The sequence below is a fragment of the Pseudoalteromonas sp. Cn5-37 genome, from assembly GCF_021532495.1.
GTDB classification, from domain to species: Bacteria; Pseudomonadota; Gammaproteobacteria; order Enterobacterales; family Alteromonadaceae; genus Pseudoalteromonas; species Pseudoalteromonas simplex.
In genome coordinates this window covers 989010-1008446 of record NZ_JAKGBA010000001.1, presented here as the reverse complement: position 1 = coordinate 1008446, position 19437 = coordinate 989010, and the positions used below count along the sequence as shown (strand labels likewise).

Here is a 19437-nt window from a genome sequence, read left to right as displayed (position 1 = left end):
AAAGATTTCGCTGGCGTTTTTATTATTAGATTAGTGAAATTAGCTACAACTGCTACCTTTATAACTCACACATTTAACGTTGAGGTGTAACATGGCTGTTTCTGCAATCCCAAAAGGTTACCATGCGGTAACCCCGTATTTGGTTATTGAAGGTGCCACTAAGGCGATAGAGTTCTACAAACAAGCTTTTGCTGCTGAACTTGTAATGCAAATGCCTCTGCCTGATGGTGGGGTGGCACATGCTGAAATAAAAATAGCCGACTCTCATATTATGCTTTCTGATAATTGCCCTGATGTGCAATTTAAGTCGCCGCAACAACTCGGCGGTACACCGGTGAGCATTATGCTGTATGTTGAAGATGTCGATGCTGTTTTTGCTAAAGCCTTATCGCTTGGGGCAAAAGAGCTACGCCCAGTACATGACCAATTTTATGGCGATAGGTCAGGGACTCTAGAAGACCCTTTTGGCCACATTTGGACTATAGGCACACACAAAGAAGACCTCAGTGAGCAAGAGCTTATGCAGCGTATGAGCGAGCTTATGAGTAAAGAGCAGGATGCTTAATACCTATCTGCAAATTATAGTTAATCATTTTGTTCTGATATTTAAATCCGGATAAGAAGGGTATTCGTATGTATGTTAAAACATATGAGTTATCCCATGAAAAAACGAGTTTTATATTGGCTACAAAATGATTTACGCCTAGCTGATAATGAAGTTTTATCTGAATTAGCAGATTTTGCTGGCGAGCTTGATTTAGTGTTTGTGATTGAACCGCGTTGGTTTAGGCAAACTAATTACCAACAGAAGCCATATGGGGAACATAAGTACAACTTTTTACTTGAGAGCCTATCTGCATTTGCAAACGCAGTTGAGAATCTTGGCCAAACACTTCATGTGATCACAGGTGAGCCTGAGTATGTAATCAGCCAGCGTTTGCAAAAATATAATATTGAAACATTGGTTTGTACCGAGCAAGTTGGCGTTTATGAGCAAAAACAGCTCGAAAAAATTAAAGCTATATGCCCTCAAGCTGCCGTGAAAACTTATCAGCAAGATACCTTGTTTAAAGCAGCGGACTTACCTTTTCAGCTTGATGAATTACCAAAAAATTTTACCGCCTTTCGTAAAAAAGTAGAAGCTGAGCCAACCTTTATAGCTGCACCGCGACCTGCGGTCAGCCGATTACCTCACCCAGTACAGTTATGCGCTGAACACAATATTGCTGACGTAGTTACCCAGTCAGCTAGCTTTAAAGGAGGTTTATTTGCAGCTCAGCAACATTGCAGTGCGTACTTTTCCTCAAAAGCACCAAGCAGCTATAAAGAGACTCGCAATGAGTTAGATGGCTTTAGCAACAGCACTAAGTTTAGTGTTTGGCTCGCTGGAGGCACAATTAGTGCTAAACAACTGTATAACGAAGTTGAAAAATATGAGCATCAAAACGGTGCAAATGAGTCGAGCTATTGGATAAAGTTTGAATTGCTATGGCGCGAATATTTCAAATGGCATGCACTGCAAGCGGGAGCAAAGCTTTTTTTATTCAAAGGTCAAAAGCAAAATGCGCCGCTAGCAACGTTTAACAGCCAGCGTTTCACTGCTTGGTGTAATGGCTGCACTCCATTTCCATTGGTAAATGCGATAATGCATGAACTCAACACAACAGGCTTTATATCTAACCGCTCGCGGCAGATTGCGGCAAGTTGTTTTGTTAATGAGTTAGCTCTTGATTGGCGCTATGGTGCAGCTTACTTCGAACAGCAACTTATTGATTATGATGTGGCTGCAAATTGGGGCAATTGGCAATATATTGCGGGTGTCGGTGTCGACCCTAGAGGTGGGCGTCACTTTCATATCAATAAGCAAACAGCGCTTTATGATCCGTTGTCACGTTACATTCGCAAATGGAATGGCGAGCAAACGACCACAACGCTTTTTGACTCGGTTGATGAGGTTGACTGGCCGTCAAGGTGAAAAATACCAATCCGCAATAAATCTGTAAGAGTATATTTATTTGATTATATTTTAGTATTTTTTGCCTTTTTAACTAAAATAATGAATAAGACTTAATTGTTTATCATTAGGCTAGTTATTAAGGCAGATTATGGCATTTAGTGAAGCTTACAATGAACTAAAGTCGCAGCTAGGACTAGATATTGCACAGTTGCTTCTCGAAAGTGGTGATGTGGGAGTTTGGCTCTGGAATGTGCAAACAGGCGAAACAATTTTTAATGATAAATGGGCAGATATCATTGGCTATTCTCTGTGCGAACTTGAACCCGTTTCAATTGATACTTGGCTTACCTTTGCTCACCCTGAAGACTTAGTGAAATCTGAGCAATTATTAAATGAGCACTTCGAAGGTGAATCAGCGCGATATGTCTGTGAAGCGCGTATGAAACATAAACGAGGCCACTGGGTTAAAGTGCTTGATAAAGGCCAAGTACAAACGTGGGATAAAAACGGTAATCCAGAATGGATGGTTGGAATACATATTGATATTACGGAACAATGGCAAAAAGAACGCGAAATTGAATTCCTACATCAAGAACTAAAAAAGTTCACTGATAACCTCCCAGGCTTTGTTTATCAATATGTAATAGACAATAAAGATGAAGCGTTTTTCCCATTTGCTACATCAAAAGTATTTGATATCTATGGCTGCTCTCCCAAAGATATTGAGTCATCAGCAGATAGAGTTATGCAAGCGATACATCAAGATGATCTGGAACGTATTGTACGAAGTATTGAGCATTCACGTGCAGAGCTAACTGATTGGTGTGAAGTGTTTCGCGTTAACCACCCCATAAAAGGACAGATCTGGATTTCGGCAAAATCATCTCCTATAGCCCGAGCTGATGGCAGTGTAGAATGGAATGGTTATTCTGAGGATGTTACAGAGGAAGTTAAAAGTAATGAGAGAATTAAACTATTAACGGCTGTTTTTTCTACAACTAGCCGAGGGATTCTGATCACCACCGCTGAGTCTGTGATTGTTGATGTAAATCCTGCTTTTGAGCAAATAACAGGGTTTAAGAAGCATGAGGTAATAGGTAAAAAACCTTCAATACTTTCTGCAAAGAAGCAACCAGATGAGTTTTATCAACAAATGTGGACTGAGTTGCTCGATAAAGGCTGTTGGCAAGGAGAGGTATGGAATAAGCGAAAGTCCGGAGAGGTGTTTCCTGAGCAATTATCCATAGATGCATTGTATGATGAAAATGGCTTGGTTTCTCATTATATCGGTGCATTTGATGATATCTCTTCGGCGGTAGAAAAGCGCCAGCTTCTCAATGAGCTAGTTAATCAAGATCCACTTACTAAGCTATTGAATCGCAGAGGACTCGATATTCAATTGCGTGCTTTCTCACAAAGAACGCCAGCAGAGCATAACCAATTTGCATTGATCTATCTTGATCTTGATAATTTCAAACTCGTTAATGATACATATGGTCATGAACAGGGGGACAATTTGTTACTGGACATTAGTCAGCAATTGCGTTTACAAATGAGAGATAAAGATGTGCTATCGCGCATTGGTGGTGATGAGTTTGTTATTGTTTTACCTTCATTAACAAAGGCTAGTTTGTGCCAAGATATAGCGCTACGATGTCAGCAGGCGGTTAAAAAAGTAGCGCAAGATTATGAAACGGTTCAGCCGGTAAGTGCGAGCTTTGGTATCGCCATGTATCCTTTACACGGACACAGTGCAAAGGAACTTTTGGCCATCGCTGATAAACAAATGTATGAAATGAAATTGGCTCTAAAAGTCTCACCACTCGGTTGATATTTCAACACTAGGCAGTTTATTCAAAAGCGGAAGTAATGCGCGTTCTTTGCGCAAATCTTTACGCTCGTTTTCTAAATCTTTGCGTTCTCGATAAAGCTCTTTTTGCTGAGTATTATTAAGTTGGTTACTGTTAAGCTCGCCACGAATATCTTTTAATCGACGGTCGATATCGTCAATGCGATTATCAATATAACTCAGTCTTTGTTGCACTTGATATCTATCGTTACCTTCTTGCCATGCTTTACGAAACGCTGTGCTATTACAGACACCATTGTATGACGCGCCTTGCATGCCTAACGTAAAGCCATTTTCCGGTTCACAGTATGTAGCGAGGCCCTGATCGTATCCCACTTTATATTTAGCAATGTCAGCATTTACACCATACTCACTGCATTGTGATAGTGCATCTATGCCATCGCGATACTCAGTGCCATCTGCACCATGTTTATAACCAATACCATACCAGTCAGCTTGTAAACATTCATTTTTGCTAACCGAGGTGCAGCCTGCTAATACGATTAGGGGCAGTAGAGGAAGAGTCCATTTTCTCATTAAAATCTCAGCTTATGATATTAATAACCTAATAGATTCTAGCCCGAAAAGTTCGTTGTTAGAAAGCTGTTTTTACTTCAAAGCAATTAATTCAAAATGATGGCCTGAACTTCATTCACCATTGGCAGAATTTCTGAGCAACACGTAAATTAGGCTGAACATTCTTTAAATGAGTTAACTGTAAGATGCAAAGTAAAGTGAAATGGCAGCGCTTTATCAATAAATGGCGGTCAAAAAACATAATTTTAAACCATAGCTTTAATAGTTCTGTGGGCGACATAAGTTTTGCGCTATTCAATTGCCATTGGGTTTGATGCTTGACGGTTATTGGGCAAGGCAAGTGTCCTGGGTAAGTTTGCCAAGGCGCAAGTAAAGCTCGTGGGTAATCGGTTTTTAACCATCGTTGATAAAAACGGTGTTTGCGAACGTACTCCACCGGTAAACCCAACGGATACTGTAGGACCTTCCACGAATAAAATGGATGGAAAAACTCCATTTTAAATTCGCAAACCTGCTCGTTAGGAACACTCAAATGGTGGTGTTGATCGTTAAGCAGCAAGAATAATTGAAATGCTTTTTCAAGTGGTAATTCAGCGAGTGGTTCGAAGCTAATTTTTAAGTTAGCTATCAGTTTTTGTTGTAATTGTTCAGCATTATGAACAACTGACTTAGGTAAAAAAGCGTATTGTTGTTTGAGGTAAGCACTGATTAGTTTATCTAAGTTGTTTTCTTTTGCTGCAGCATAAATTTCATCACCGTAATAAATAAGCCCGACCCCAACACTACCGCCATTTCCTGACCAGCTTATTTGTGGTCTGCATACGTTAGTGAAATCTTGATGTTTCGCTTTACGCCAATATTTGCCAAGGCGCTGTTCGACAGATAGCCGCTGGGTGTCTGAAACTTGTATTACTTCTAATGGTACTGCATTTTGTGATGCATATTGTTTAGCACAAAATAGATCTTGGCTATCAGATTGCGAAAAGTTAAACGACTTCAATTGCACGCCTTGGCGCAATAACTCACTGTTAATAAGCCTAGAGTCTAAACCGCCAGATAAAGTGCTAAGAATTGTTTTATCTTTATGTTTTGCCTTTGCAACTAAAGTTTTAAAAGCCTTTGAGATCCCTTCAATTGCATCTGGTGCAACGAGCTTTTGTTTTGCAAGTGTTACCCAATCAAAATATCTTTTTCTAGTTACACCCTGTTTTGCATTAAAGCATAGCATTTCACTTGGGTATGAGCATTTTACGTCTTTAAACGGCGTATGATCTAAAAGAGGATAACCAAGCACGGCAAGCTCAGTTAATGCATCCGGATTGTTCTGTAGTTGGATATCCAACTGCTTGAATAAATTAAGGTTAGTGGAAAATAGTAAACCATACTGTGTTTGTAAGGTATAAAAAGGTTTTAATCCAAGTGGATCAGTCGCTAATGTTAGGCGCTGGCTCTGCAGATCAAATTGACAAAAGCTAAATACTCCTTCGCATTGCTGCAAAGAAAAGTCGAGAGACTCGCAGCCCGCAAGTGTAATTAGGTCCTGTGTTCTAGAGCTTGATATGAGAGGGTGTCCAATGAGTGTTGCAATTTGCGACTCAGTTCGCAACCAGCTCGACTGCTGATAGGCATCAAAATCATACTGAAAAATGGCTCCATACTCGCAATTAAAAAAACGAACATGTTTTTCTTCATAGTTACTAAATACATTAGCTAGTTGATTTATATACTTAAAGTCAGTTTTATCTGAATCATTGAATTGGAAATAACCTGCAATAATAGCCATGTTAACCACCTTTTCGTTTGCTAACTTATTAGTAAAGTTGCAAGCCATAGGCCAAAACGAATAAAGGCCTTAAACAAGGCCTTTGGTAACATTACAAAATTACAAACGCAGATCAGCGATTGTTAAGTTGTTGGTTGATTTCATCAAATATACTCGCATCATCAATGGTAGATGGAATTTGTAGTTCTTCACCATCGACCAATTGGCGTAAGTTCTTTCTGAGTATTTTTCCTGAACGGGTTTTTGGTAGGCGCTCAACATGCAAAACATTCTTTAAGCAGGCAATGGCACCAATTTGATGCCTTACAGAATGGACTAGCTGTTGCTCGACTTCTTTGCTATCGCCAAGGTAATCGTCTTTGAGCACTATCATCGCCATAGGTAATTGCCCTTTGAGTGCATCGTTAACGCCAAATACTGCACATTCAGCAACAGCAGGGTGGGCTGCAACAATTTCTTCCATTTCACCGGTTGATAAGCGATGACCCGCAACGTTAATTACATCGTCGGTACGACCCATAATAAATAGATAACCATCGTCATCAATATAGCCACCATCACCAGAGAGGTAATAACCCGGATACTCGCTTAAATAACCCGCTTGAAAGCGTTCATTGTTTTGCCAAATTGTTGGTAAGCAGCCAGGAGGTAAGGGCAGTTTAATTACCACCGCACCATTTTCGTTTGCTGAGCACTGCTGCCCATTCATATCAAGAATTTGTACATCAAAGCCTGGTGTTGGCACTGTTGAGCTACCCGCCTTAGTGGCAAGCTGTTCAATACCAATTGGATTACACGCAATGGCCCAACCTGTTTCTGTTTGCCACCAATGGTCAAGTACGGGCAAGCCGGTGTTGTCTTTTAGCCATTCATAAGTGGGAGGATCTAGGCGTTCACCGGCCAAGAATAAACGTTTTAAACTCGAAGTATCGTATTGTTTAAAGCCCTCGGCGGTAGGGTCTTCTTTTTTAATAGCGCGAAACGCAGTAGGAGCACTGAATAAGGCGGTGACTTTATAATCTTCTACAACACGCCAAAACGCACTGGCATCAGGGGTTCTTATGGGTTTGCCTTCATAAAGTACGGTAGCGCAGCGATAAATAAGCGGTGCATATACAATGTATGAGTGACCTACCACCCAGCCAATATCAGAAGCAGCCCAAAATACTTCGCCGGGTTTCATGCCATACACGGTCTCCATGCTGTAATGCATTGCAACAGCGTGACCACCGTTTTCTCGAACCACCCCTTTAGGTGTGCCTGTGGTGCCTGAGGTGTAAAGAATATAAAGCGGGTCGTCACCTGCAACCGGCACGGCATCGACTGAACTTGCTGCATCAGAGGCTGATTGCCAATCGATGTCTCGGCCATCTTGCATCTCGGCAATGGCTTGCTCACGCTGAAAGACAATACAGTGTTCAACAGTATGCTGGGCGTTTTCGAGTGCTTCATCAAGCAGTGGTTTATATTCAATCACATGATTGATTTCGACCCCGCAAGACGCAGTAAGCACAAGCTTAGGCTTTGCATCATCAATACGCACCGCGAGTTCGTGCGGTGCAAAACCACCAAATACAACGGAGTGAATGGCACCAAGGCGAGCACACGCTAGCATACCAATAACCGCTTGTGGGATCATTGGCATATAAATGACTACAGGGTCACCTTTGCTTACGCCAAGGGATTGCATGAGTCCTGCAAATTTAGCAACTTGAGTTTGTAACTCGCCATAAGTGTATTGTTGTTTAGTATTGGTAACAGGGGAGTCGTAAAATAGTGCAGTTTGGTCGCCATAGCCTGCTTCGACATGTTGGTCGAGGGCTAGATAACAAGTGTTTAGTTGACCATCGGCAAACCAATGGTAAAAATCATTATCGTCATATTGATAAGGAGCACTTGGCTCTTTAAACCAAGGAATTCGTTTACTTTGCTCAAGCCAAAACTGACCCGGATCGCGCTGGAACTGTTGGTATTGTTGTTGATATTCGCCCGCCATTGTGAGGCTCCTATACTTTTTAGTGAGAGATTTGTACAACGTACTAAAAAATATAGGGCGATATTTGATTAAATAATATGCGACCTTGGTCGGCATTAATTGGGCTAAATGTCGTTAATTCGCCCGGATTTGAGGCGATTTCAGGGAATCACGGTGCTAATTAAACCTGTTGTTCACTAATAAGCGGTAAGCAAATGAGGATCTTAACGCCACCTAACTCACTGTGCTCAGCCTTGATAGTACCTTTGTGCGTTTCTATTAGGCTTTTACAAATCGCCAGTCCTAGGCCTGAGCCACCCGTTTGGCGGCTACGTGATTTATCAACGCGGTATAAACGTTCGAATATTTCAACTAACTGATTGTCGGTCACACCGGGTGGGGTATCTTCAATACTAAAAGTAATACTCTGCGCTGAGGCTGTCGCTATAAATTTAATTTTGCCGGGTTTATCAGTATAAAAGGTACTGTTTGATAAAAGGTTAGCCAGTACTTGCTTAATTTTATCGATATCCCATGTCACCTTTAAATCAGCAGTAACATGAATGTCACTGGTAAATTCAAAGCCTTTGCTTTGTACAAAAGCAGCAAAGTCTTGCTGCCAAACGGATAATACATCAGCAAGTAAATAGGGTTTTAGGTTCAGGTATAGGCTATCTGAGTCTGCTTGTGCTAGTTGGTGGATATCACGGATCAGTACATTGATATCGGTTAGCTTTCGATTAATGGCATCGTAAGAGGCATCAACGTCTTTTGCGATATTGTATTGCAATGCTTCAACTTGCAATTGTAGCGCTGTGAGTGGTGTGCGAATTTCATGGGATACATCGGCTAGTAAGCGGTTCTTCTTATCAACGACTTCTTGTAATAGTTGTGCTCGCTCGCTGGCAAGTTTACGCGTTTTAAATGAGCGGTAACCAAAGCCTGATATCAATAAAATCACACAGCTTAGGCCGAGTAACCAGGCTTTAAATTGCCATTCACTTTCGCTTAGTTGTGCTGCTTGAATTTGTTTATCTGCACTTAATTGGTTTATTTCTTGCTGATTTCGCATAAAGGCGACTTGGCTTTGCATCGCGGCCACAGTTAAGTCGTGCTGATTTTTACCCGTTTTATTTTCAAGGGTTTGATAGCGGCTTTGCGATTCAAATGCCTGTTTATAAAGTTGTAATGCAAGGTAAGAGTCAGTGAGTAATTTATTTAAGCTAATTTGATCTTCGACATCTTGTAACTCATTAGCCTGGTTTAAGGCCTGTTCTGCGGTTTTAATTGCTTTTGCATGGTCATTAAGAGCTTGATAGATACGTGTTTGGGTGATCGCTAAAGACACTAAATGGGAGCGAAAATTAAAGTCAGTGGCGATTGCCATGGCGCGATCAATATAGGCTTGCGCTTCACTAATGTTATTTTGTTTTAGAGCAATTAACGCCATTAAATTATATGAACGGCACAATCCTGTGTTTGAAGATGAGGGTAGATAATAGCTAATCGACTTTTCTGCATAGTCTGTGGCTGTTGTAAGCTCACCTTGTTTTAGCGCTGCATAGCCGACCTTCATGGCACTATTACCGATATCGACTTTAGAGCCAATTTCTAAATCCAGAACGTGCGACATTTTAAAGTGCTTTAACGATTGGGCACTGTCACCCATACGTCGATAAACTTCGCCAATTTCATAAAGTGCATCAGCAATGCCTTTTTTATCGTCAAGTTTTTGATGTAAAGAAAACGACAAAGTAAGATTGGCTAGTGCGTCGTGGTGGTCACCAATAATTGCTTCAATAATACCTAAGTTCTGCAATGCAGAGGCATAAGATTTATCGTCATCAAACTCTTGTAAAATATTGACTGCTTTTTGTGCTTCATTGAGGGCAGCTATGTACTTATCTTGCCAGCGTAAAATGGCTGCTAATCGCTCATAGGACTGGGCAATCAGCACTGAGTTATTTATCTGTTTGGCAATGGATAATGCATCGCGGTAGTGTTGCTCTGCCTTAAGAAAGTTACTTTTTCTGCCTTGCGCGTAACCTTGAATAAGCATTGCTCGTACTGTTACTGACTGGTTATTGTGCTTTTCCCCATAATCAAGCAGCTGCTCTGCATAGCTAAGAGCTTGGTCATAATCGCCACTGCCCATATTCATAAATGCCAGCGATTCGAATGCCTCTTGTATGATGTTAGGTTCATTGGAAAGGGTCGAGTCGTTAGTTAATTGCTCAAATATTTTAGTGGCTTGGTTTGGATTACTGTTACGTAACAATTGTGCTTCGTTAAGCTTCTCTAAAGCTTGTTCAGGGGTAATAGCAAGGGTATTTAGCGATAAGCAGCTAAGCAAAATAGCTAAAGCTAAGCCTTTGTAAGGTGATTGCGTGTTTTTCATTATAATCTAGGTAAAGGCAGATGCCATTTTTGTAAAATTGCTTGGTATTGACCGTTTTGTTTCAATGCTTTTATGGCATCACTCAATTGCATAGCAAGTTGCTTGTCCAATTTTAGATTCGCGGCTAAATAAAGGCCTGATGGGTAGTCGTCTAAGTGGAGGCTCTTATTAATGTCATTAGGGAGAACTCCTGATAACGCGAGTTCGTTTTGTAAGGTAAGCGTGTTGGTTAGTACAAAATCAATTCGTCCTTTCTCTAGCATTTGCCAAAGTTGATGGTAATGACTGACCAGCACCAAATTTTTATTTTCATTAAAGCCGGCTTGTTTCAAATAATGTTCACTTGAATAGCCACGAATTGTTGCCACACGATATTTCTTTGCTTGTTTTAAGCTTTTTATTTCGTGGTTTTGTTTGGCAAGCCCAACTAAATAAGCATCGGCAAAATAGGTTTGTGCTAGCCATTGGAATTTATATTCACGAGACTCATTTTTTAGCAATGAAATCATCAATATGCTTGGGTCATTTTGAAACTCATGAAAAGCTCGGGCCATTGGCATAATTGCGAATTCGCCAGCGATGTTTGTTTTCGCTAGGGCAGACTTTATCACTTCAACAAGCGCACCATCGGCTTTACCTTGCTGATTTTTAAAATGGTATGGGGGTAAATCTTCGGCAATAAAGGTCAGTGTTTTCGCCGTCGTAGCACTACTGATAAAGCAGAAGATAATAACAATCAGCAATGAACGAAGAAGCATAAAGAACCTACACCTTTAAACATATTGTTAACATAGTAATGAATATTAATAAAAAGGTATAGGTTTTTAATCGGTGAATCGGAATTAGTTGTTCTTTTTGCTTCGTGGCGCACCGAGTAAAATACCGATGTGGCAAACACAGACAGATAAAAACGCACTCAACCCTAATGCACCGCCGTAGCCATGTAAGCGCGGCACGAGGTACTCAAACAACAAAGCAAATAGTAATGACGCAATGGCTAATGTAAAAATGCCAAAGCGTTTTGGTGCGCTCATACCGATGAAAGTACCGCCGAAAAATGCCACGCTGTATAGCTCAACATCAACGGGGAATAGACTCAAAATTGCAAATGCAATAATGCTGGTGGCCGCTGATGCGCGAATGCCGTCGAAGCGATTATGATGTGCTAAAAAGTAGGTTGAGTAAGCACCTAATAACGCTGTTATCGCAATAAATATATTCATCAAAAAATCCCTTTTGCAAGCATATAAAGCGCCACACTGGCAAAAGCCACACTACCAAGTCGGCCGCCAAAACCTGCAAATAGATTCATAGTCAAAATATAAAGACTGGCACCGATCAATGAAATAAGACTTAGCTCCCAATAACTGTTTATTAAACTTGAAGAGCACATGCCAGCAAAGCTACCAGCGTAAATGGCCGCATAAGGGTGTGATTTTAACGTTCTTGAAAAAGGTAAAAACGTACCGATTAAGCCTGTCGCAGCAGCGGCTACAACAATAGGAACACGAAAATATTCGTGTAAGACGAAACAGATAAAGCAGCCAAAAAAGAAACAAATATACTTTATTAAAAAAAACCGAAAGTGCTCAAAGCTACTCATGTTTTTAAGCTTTGCTGTGTAATTTAAGATAAAAAGCTTAAGTGATTTCATACTCACTTATAGGTAGTTAGAAAGATAGTGATTTTCACATTATCTAACCACAAAGTACAATTATAAAAGGCATCTGACTTTGCAAGATGCCTTCAAAAATTATGATTGCTGGTGTCGTGGTGACCTAATGCTGTGGTGCCCATAAAGAGATACGATAAGAAAACATCCAAGTGGTACAACAAACGAAACCGCAGTGTTAAAAGCATCTATGGTTGCGGCTTGGATCAGAGGTAAAAATGCGCCCCCTAAAATTGCCATTACTAAACCAGCCGCACCAACTTTTGCATCTTCGCCAAGGCCTTCAAGTGCTGTGCCGTAGATGGTTGGAAACATCAAAGATAGACAGCTTGAAATAGCTACAAGTGCGACTACGCCCACTAAATTCACTTGTGTGGTAACAATAAAACACAGCACGGCTGCAATTAAAGCCATAAAACGCAGTAATTTAGCGCCGCTAATAAAGCGCATTAGCCATGTCATAATGAAACGAGATACTAAAAACACCAACATCGAATATTGTAAGACTTGGCCGCCGGTAACTTCTGTAGTGTTAAGTGCTTCCATGGTGTAGCCAATGGTGTAGGTCCATACACAGGTTTGCGCGCCAACATTAAAAAATTGTGCCAGCACACCAAATCGATAATGCTTGTTTTGATACAAATGTTGAAAGGTCTTTTTAAGTTTACGCGGCTGCGCTGTTACTTTTGTTTCTGTTGCAGGAGAGCGGCTAAAGAAGATGCATAGCCATAGTAAGATTAAGCAACAGGCCATACCCACATACGGCACCATCACAGCATCGAGCTCTGCACTCACAACGGTTTTTAATTGCGCTTCACTCATCAGGGCACGGCTTGCGCTATCAGCTTGATTTAAGTTCGGTAAGATTAACGTCGCCGCTAAAAACACACCAATATTAGTCCCAACAGGGTTAAAAGCTTGCGCGAGGTTAAGTCTGCGGGTTGCTGTTTGCTCGCATCCTAACTGCATGACGTAGGGATTGGCAGAGGTTTCTAAAATAGACAAACCACCAGCAAGAATAAACAAGGCCAATAAAAAGTGGCTATAGAGCATGGTTTGACTAGCAGGGTAAAACAATAAGGCACCACAAGCGGCCATGGCTAAACCCATTAACAGCCCTGTTTTATAATTAAACCGTCTATTGATCATGGCCGCCGGTAAAGCTAAGCAAAAATACGCGCCGTAATAACTAAACTGCACCAGTGCTGATTGCAACGCACTCATAGAAAATGTTTTGCTAAAAACTTTCACTAATGGGTCTGTCATATTGGCCGCAGTACCCCAAGCAGCAAAGCAAATCGTAAGCAGAATAAAAGGCCAAAGCATTTGGCGCGCTACAATAGCAGGCTGTGTTTGCATAGTTCACCAGGTTAATGTGTTCATATTGTTGTGGCCGACAGTATTCACGACTATAAATAATAAATCAACCTAGTTGATTTATTATTTTGACTGGTAGATAGTACTGCAAACAGGTCTAATAGGCCGCTTATCAAGCTTGTATCAAGAAGGATGTTATGAAGAGCAGTTTATCGCGAGCACCAAGAAGCAATAACGAGCGCGCAATCTTAAGTTTAATTAGGCAACAGCAAAGCATGCCTAAAGCACAAATAGCAAAAGCGTTAGCCTTGTCTGCTCAGGCGGCAACAGTGAATATCAATAAGCTTGAAGAAGATAAGCTGTTGCTTCGTGATCCACCTGTTAAAGGCCGAGTAGGGCAGCCAAGTGTGCCGTTTAGGCTCAACCCAGATGGTGCATTTAGTTTTGGTTTGAAAATCGGGCGGCGACGCTTTGATCTGATACTCGTTGACTTACAAAGCACGCAAAGAGCGTCTGTATCTGTTGAGGTGAATGAAGCATCGGTTGAAGAACTTAAATCATTTTTAGAAACATATATTCCAAAATTAATCAGTCAATTAGAACCTGAACTGCGCTCACATGTGTGTGGGCTTGGGGTCGCTATGCCGTTTGATATTTGGCAATGGCAAGCCGCTTCAGGCTCAGCAACCAATACACTTAGTCAGTGGCAAAACTTCGACTTAAAAGGTTACTTAGAAAGCCAGTTCCAGCTCCCTGTTTATATTAGTAACGACAATAACGCTGCCTGCTGTGCAGAGCTAAGCCTTGGTAACCCTAATAACTACAGCGATTTTTTGTATGTATATTTGGGGGCTTTTTTAGGTGGGGCTGTGGTGATTAACCAGCAACTTCTCGAAGGTAAAAGTGGTAATGCCGGTGCTATTGGCTCAATGCTAAACGCTGATCGGGAGCAGTTACTTAGTCAATGTTCATTACTATCATTGCAAAGCGAGTTTGATAAGCAGCAACTTGGCATTTCAGTGTATGAGCTAACAGACAGTCAGTTTTCAGATCATAAACGACTTGTTCTGCCTTGGCTTGAAAATGCCGCTGAGGCTATCAGTATTGCCATGCATAACAGTTTAAGTTTATTAGATATGCAAGCTGTGATTATTGATTCGCCGTTACCGAGTAAAGCACTTGAACAGCTCAAGCAGTTATCAATTGCCGCATTTGCACGTTTAGATAGTCGTGGACTACGAAGCTGTGAAGTGAGTTTAGGCGTGTGCGGGGAAAAAGCGCAGTCGATAGGGTCTGCTCAACTTGCGCTTAGTCATCATTACTTTTAAGAGGAGTGAGCACCTCACTCCTACTTAATTCATTACTTCTGATATTGTTTGAACCACGCAAGGGTGTATTCAATTTTCGAAATCATACGTGAAGGACGACCCGCAATACCATGGGGTGAGCCCGGTACACGAATAAGCACGGTATCTACCTTTTGCAGTTTTAATGCTTGATAGAATTGCTCTGATTCTGAAATTGGCGTACGGCGGTCTTCTTCACCTGTCATGATCAATGATGGCGTGGTGACGTTACCTACTAATGAAAGTGGCGAACGTTTCCAGTAGTGCTCAACATTGTCCCATGGCATGCCAGGGAATTGGTTACGAATTTGACCAATATAGCTGTCAGCTGAAAGCGTTTTACTTAACCAGTTGATCACAGGCTTGGTAATTGCCGCAGCGTTGAAGCGGTTTGTTAAACCAACCGCATAAGCCGTTGCAATACCACCTGCTGAACCACCCGCAATAAATAGGTTATCTTTGTCGATAAAGCCTTTAGCAATCATGGCATCAACTGCCGAGTTGTGATCGGCAAAGTCTTCTTCAGAGCTGTATTTACCATCTAGCAGTAGTGCAAAGTCTTTACCGTAACTTGTTGAACCACGGTAATTCACATACACAACCACATAACCCTCTGCGGCATAACGTTGTAATTCAGCAGTAAAGCTTGGGCCATAGGCAAGATGTGGGCCACCGTGAATTTCAACCATTAATGGGTATTGTTTGTTTTCATCAAAATCAGGTGGCGTAATGTACCAACCTTGAATAGCTTGGCCATCGAACTGTGACTTAACATTTAGTTCGTGCACTTTACCAAGCTTTTTATGGCCTAACACATCTTCATTTAATGAAGTTAGCGTTTTACTTTTACCCTTGTATAGGTAGCCTAAATCAGCTGGGCGGTACTCGCTGCCTGTGGTGTACGCAATAGCGCCATTATTGGCCATGCTGAAACTACCACTGATATACGGACGACCAATTGAAGTGCCCGATACCGTATCCGTTAAGTCAGTGACCTTACCGCGGCTGTTTACTTTAGCGAGCTTACGCTTGCCAAAATCATCGTACTGAATAACAAAGTCGCCATCGCCTGACCACTTATAATCAGCCACTGAGCGGTCTAACTTTTCAGTAATATGCTTGATTGATTTATCGTCTAAATCGAGCATAGATAGTGTTGAGTTAATATAAGGCACAGGGGCGTTGTCACGCGCAACAAAGGCTAGTTCATCACCGTCTTCAGCGTAACGCGGGTTACTCTCACGGCCCGGTAAATCAGTTAGTTGCGTAAGCTCGCCTGATTTTACATTGATTTCATAGAGGTCTGACTCAGTTGTGCGATATTCCCACTCATCATTGCGATCAGCAGAAAAAGCTAGTTTTGTGTTACTTGGATCCCAAGCAAGTGGGCCATAGTGCTGATAATCGCCCGATGTTAATTGGCGTGGTGTGCCACCCGAAACCGGAATAACAAAAACGTGACGATATGAAGGCTCTAAAAAGCCAGCGCCATCAGCTTGATAGCGTGCTTTTTCAAACACTCTCACTGGTTTTGACCACTCAGCGCCTTTTGGTTTTTTCGGCAGTTTTACCGATTTAGCGAACGCAGATTTACCTTCAGGAATGCTCATGGTGAAGGCAATTTGTGCAGAGTCATTCGACCACGTTAAGTTTCGTACTGATTTTGGTAGTTGCGTTAATAATGCTTGTTTGTCTTGCGCTAACCAATAAACGTGAAGTTGATTTGAGCCGCTTGAGTTGCTGGTAAAAGCAATTTTCTTGCTATCTGGAGACCAAGTGGGTTGGCTGTAGTTATGCTCATCAGAAAACAGCGGCGTGTGTTGACCTGACTTTATATCGTACAGCCAAAAGCTACGCTTGTTACCATCTTTCATGATGTCGTAGCCGCTGCGCACATAAACGATTTTTTTACCGTCAGGGCTTATTTGTGGGTCGCCTGCGTATTCAAGTTGAAAAATATCTTCAGAGACAAACTTGTCGTTAGCATATACTTGAGCCGTCGTTGCTGCGCACAGCAAACTTGCTCCAATAAGAATTGTTTTTTTTAATTGCATGGAATGGTCTTTTTTTAGCCGTAAAATTTTATCCTAAAAGCAGAGCATTCGCTGCGCAAGCACATTGAGATAAAGTTGCATTTACCCCAGTTGAATTGACTCGAAGTTAATGTGTACTTGCTAGTACCTGATTTTAAAGGCTTAGGCAAACTTAAAATAGTCATCCCAACGACTATCTAAGCGCTGTTTGGCTTTGGTTAAATCAACGGCTGTATAAACGTTATTTTGTTGATGAACCAGCTCAAGCTTGACGAGTTTGTCTAAAGCGTCATCAATTTCAAAGTCGAGCTGGCAATGATGCTGCGCGTTAAACCACTGTTCAATTTGACTATCTAATTGCTCTGCAGTCATCGCTGATTCGCTTTTTAGTAAAAAGGTGTAGGCAAGTAGCGCTTCTTTAACATCTTCTTCTTCAGCTGCATCGACTAGGGTATGAAAAACCCCGGCGTTGTTATCGAGGTTTTTAAAATACAAGTTGTCGGCTAATGCTTTCATAAAACGAATTTTACGGTTTTTAAACTTGCTCCATTCTTTAAAAATAAAGCTGCCAAACACCCCCATGCCGATTGCAAAGGTAATAAAGTGTTGCTGACTCATATGCACTTCTTCACTACGCCAACCACCCCAAAAGGCAATCATAGCAATCAGGAGTAAAATTGACGCACCTAATTTTGTTACCAGTACCACAGCTCCACCAATCAGTGCTGATGAACCAATAATCAGTTTATCTATCGGGCGCATTTTTACTTCGCTATTCGGAAACAGCATTTCTAAATCGGCTTTTGGCACATTCTGGAATAATTTGACGATGGTTGAGTTTGGCTCAAAGCCTAGCGGCATTTTGCCTTTTTCTAAAAAGTACTGCTCGTCTTTAAAGCGGATGAATATGGCAACGCGGTCATAGTTAGTAAACTGAATCTGCTTTTTCTTAAGCCCCCAAAAACTGCGTAGCGTCTCGGTTTTTTGCGATTCGCCGCGACGGTAAAAGACCACTTCTGCAAAGTCATCAAACTCAACGGCTAAACGTACTTTAAATAAAGACTCTTCATTCAGTGCATCTTGTAAGTCTTGATTGGTAATGGTTTCAAAATTGGCAGCATTGAGTACTTTGGCAAACTCTTTTGCAAAGGCAGATTGGTAGCTGGCACGTTGCTCGTTGGTAATCGGTGTTAGCGTTCGGGTATCGCTATTTGGGTCAAATGGCGCATAGTTATTTTTTAAAGACTCCAGCAGCTCGTGATATTGATAATGAGTCACGCTTTGCAAAAGAGTAGCAAACTCCATAAACGAAGCTGATTGCGGCTCACCCAAGTAAGCTTGGCAAAGATTTATGATGTCGTGTTTTCGAAAAGGGATGAATCGCGCGTTGCTCATAGATTTGTGTAATGTCATTAAAACTGGCTGGGATAATAAAAAAATAACGACAAAATTGCGACCGTTAGTGGCAAATGGCATGAACTTAGACTTTTTTACTGACTAAAACGGCTTATATTTAGAATATTTACTCCAGTAAAAACGCTGGTTTTTCCCCTTTATAGTGGCTTTATCATGCACTTTTAAATTTGCTTTGCTAATGTTTAATTCATTGCAGCAAGTTGTCGTGATTAATTATGAATAAGCAAGCACCCCCTCCAGAAGTAAAGGCTGAGTTAAATTCAGTACCTCTTGTAGTAAAGCAATTCTTTATTAGCTTTTTTGTTGTCGTTTTATTGATGATAGTCGTGACTTATTTGTATAACTTTAATCGGCTTGAAAGTGATGTTTACTTAAATGGTGTGCTCAGTGATGCTATTAATTTGCTCATTTTGATTTGTATTTTTGCGTTTGTGCAAACTTCGGTGGTTGCTAAGCGCAGTTACTTATTTTTAAGTGTGGGTATCTTCCTTTGGAGTGTCGGACTTACATTTGATTTTTTAGATGAGCTGGTGTTCCAACCAATCTGGGTCGGCATTTATATCGAAGATATTACCCGCACCTTAGGGATGCTTATCACTGGGTTTGGTCTTTATTTAGCGCTTACTGATTTAGCTAAAACCCGAGAGCAGCTCGAAGAAGAGCTAAAAACCGATGTATTAACAAAGGCGTACAATCGTCGTTATTTTTACCATTATGTGCAGCAAAACCAAAGTAAACCACATAGTTTAGTGATCGCCGATATTGATCATTTTAAGGCGATTAATGATGAATATGGCCATGATGTAGGCGATCAGGTATTGATAGACTTTGTTTATCAGTGTCACCAAGCATTAGGAGAAGACGTTCTATTTGCGCGAATTGGTGGTGAGGAGTTTGCAATGTATGTTGCCACAGATGATGCAGATGAATTACATGCTACCTGCGAGCAACTGCTGAGCCTTGCCAGTAATGTGATGGTGACACCGAGTAAAACGCTCAGCGTGAGTGTTGGTTCAGCGATCAAACGTGCTACTGAGACCTTTAGTAGTACCTTGAAACGTGCTGATCAAGCGCTTTATTTGGCTAAAAATCAGGGTCGTAGTCGCTATGTTCATAAACCGTAAGGGACGGTTAAGACTTTTTGTTGTAACCTA

The 19437-nt window shown here is 41.3% G+C and carries 15 protein-coding genes; 5 read left to right on the top strand and 10 right to left on the bottom strand.

Translation table 11 applies throughout. The annotated features are described in order from the left end of the window. The first annotated feature begins 91 nt into the window (after positions 1 to 91). The 3 genes from L1266_RS04545 (at position 92) to L1266_RS04535 (ending at position 3788) form a co-directional block, all read left to right on the top strand. Positions 92 to 565, top strand: coding sequence for a VOC family protein (locus L1266_RS04545; protein WP_054551851.1), 474 nt, complete (start codon positions 92 to 94; stop codon positions 563 to 565). Positions 566 to 661: 96 nt separating this feature from the next. Next, on the top strand, positions 662 to 1975 hold the full coding sequence (locus tag L1266_RS04540) for a DASH family cryptochrome (RefSeq protein ID WP_235376967.1): 1314 nt from the start codon (positions 662 to 664) through the stop codon (positions 1973 to 1975). A gap of 130 nt (positions 1976 to 2105) precedes the next feature. Beyond that, on the top strand, positions 2106 to 3788 hold the full coding sequence (locus L1266_RS04535; protein WP_235376966.1) for a sensor domain-containing diguanylate cyclase: 1683 nt from the start codon (positions 2106 to 2108) through the stop codon (positions 3786 to 3788). Here the strand turns inward: L1266_RS04535 and L1266_RS04530 are convergent. The 8 genes from L1266_RS04530 to fucP form a co-directional block, all read right to left on the bottom strand. Then, complete coding sequence (locus L1266_RS04530; protein WP_187489945.1) at positions 3774 to 4343, bottom strand: DUF2799 domain-containing protein; 570 nt, start codon at positions 4341 to 4343, stop codon at positions 3774 to 3776. The two genes, L1266_RS04535 and L1266_RS04530, sit on opposite strands and share 15 nt — an antisense overlap. 115 nt (positions 4344 to 4458) lie before the next feature. Then, positions 4459 to 6126, bottom strand: coding sequence for an asparagine synthase (locus L1266_RS04525; protein WP_235376965.1), 1668 nt, complete (start codon positions 6124 to 6126; stop codon positions 4459 to 4461). Positions 6127 to 6238: 112 nt separating this feature from the next. Further along, the gene (locus L1266_RS04520; RefSeq protein WP_235376964.1) at positions 6239 to 8122 is read right to left on the bottom strand and encodes a propionyl-CoA synthetase; all 1884 of its coding nucleotides are present in this window, start codon (positions 8120 to 8122) and stop codon (positions 6239 to 6241) included. 160 nt (positions 8123 to 8282) lie between these two features. Then, positions 8283 to 10499: a tetratricopeptide repeat protein gene (locus tag L1266_RS04515; RefSeq protein ID WP_235376963.1), complete on the bottom strand. Its 2217-nt coding sequence runs from the start codon at positions 10497 to 10499 to the stop codon at positions 8283 to 8285. Then, on the bottom strand, positions 10499 to 11257 hold the full coding sequence (locus tag L1266_RS04510; protein ID WP_138619536.1) for a substrate-binding periplasmic protein: 759 nt from the start codon (positions 11255 to 11257) through the stop codon (positions 10499 to 10501). Before L1266_RS04510 ends, L1266_RS04515 begins: the two co-directional genes overlap by 1 nt. Positions 11258 to 11341: 84 nt before the next feature. Beyond that, positions 11342 to 11722 carry a hypothetical protein gene (locus L1266_RS04505; RefSeq protein ID WP_054551843.1) on the bottom strand — a complete coding sequence of 127 codons (381 nt, stop codon included), beginning with the start codon at positions 11720 to 11722 and terminating at the stop codon, positions 11342 to 11344. Then, positions 11722 to 12102 (bottom strand): hypothetical protein, encoded by a 381-nt coding sequence (locus tag L1266_RS04500; protein WP_171041543.1) that lies wholly within the window; start codon positions 12100 to 12102, stop codon positions 11722 to 11724. Before L1266_RS04500 ends, L1266_RS04505 begins: the two co-directional genes overlap by 1 nt. 150 nt (positions 12103 to 12252) lie before the next feature. Beyond that, on the bottom strand, positions 12253 to 13530 hold the full coding sequence (gene fucP / locus L1266_RS04495) for an L-fucose:H+ symporter permease (protein WP_235376962.1): 1278 nt from the start codon (positions 13528 to 13530) through the stop codon (positions 12253 to 12255). Positions 13531 to 13685: 155 nt separating this feature from the next. Between fucP and L1266_RS04490 the strand changes: the two genes are divergently transcribed. Beyond that, entirely contained in the window at positions 13686 to 14816 is a 1131-nt protein-coding gene (locus tag L1266_RS04490; RefSeq protein ID WP_235376961.1) for an ROK family transcriptional regulator, read from the top strand. A 32-nt stretch (positions 14817 to 14848) separates the two neighbouring features. Here the strand turns inward: L1266_RS04490 and L1266_RS04485 are convergent, their stop codons facing one another. Together L1266_RS04485 and L1266_RS04480 are read right to left on the bottom strand one after the other, a co-directional pair. Continuing rightward, on the bottom strand, positions 14849 to 16888 hold the full coding sequence (locus tag L1266_RS04485) for a S9 family peptidase (RefSeq protein WP_138599923.1): 2040 nt from the start codon (positions 16886 to 16888) through the stop codon (positions 14849 to 14851). Between the two features lie 141 nt (positions 16889 to 17029). Beyond that, the gene (locus tag L1266_RS04480) at positions 17030 to 18262 is read right to left on the bottom strand and encodes a TMEM143 family protein (protein ID WP_235377005.1); all 1233 of its coding nucleotides are present in this window, start codon (positions 18260 to 18262) and stop codon (positions 17030 to 17032) included. Between the two features lie 236 nt (positions 18263 to 18498). Between L1266_RS04480 and L1266_RS04475 the strand changes: the two genes are divergently transcribed. Further along, positions 18499 to 19407: a GGDEF domain-containing protein gene (locus L1266_RS04475; RefSeq protein ID WP_054551839.1), complete on the top strand. Its 909-nt coding sequence runs from the start codon at positions 18499 to 18501 to the stop codon at positions 19405 to 19407. Positions 19408 to 19437 lie beyond the last annotated feature (30 nt).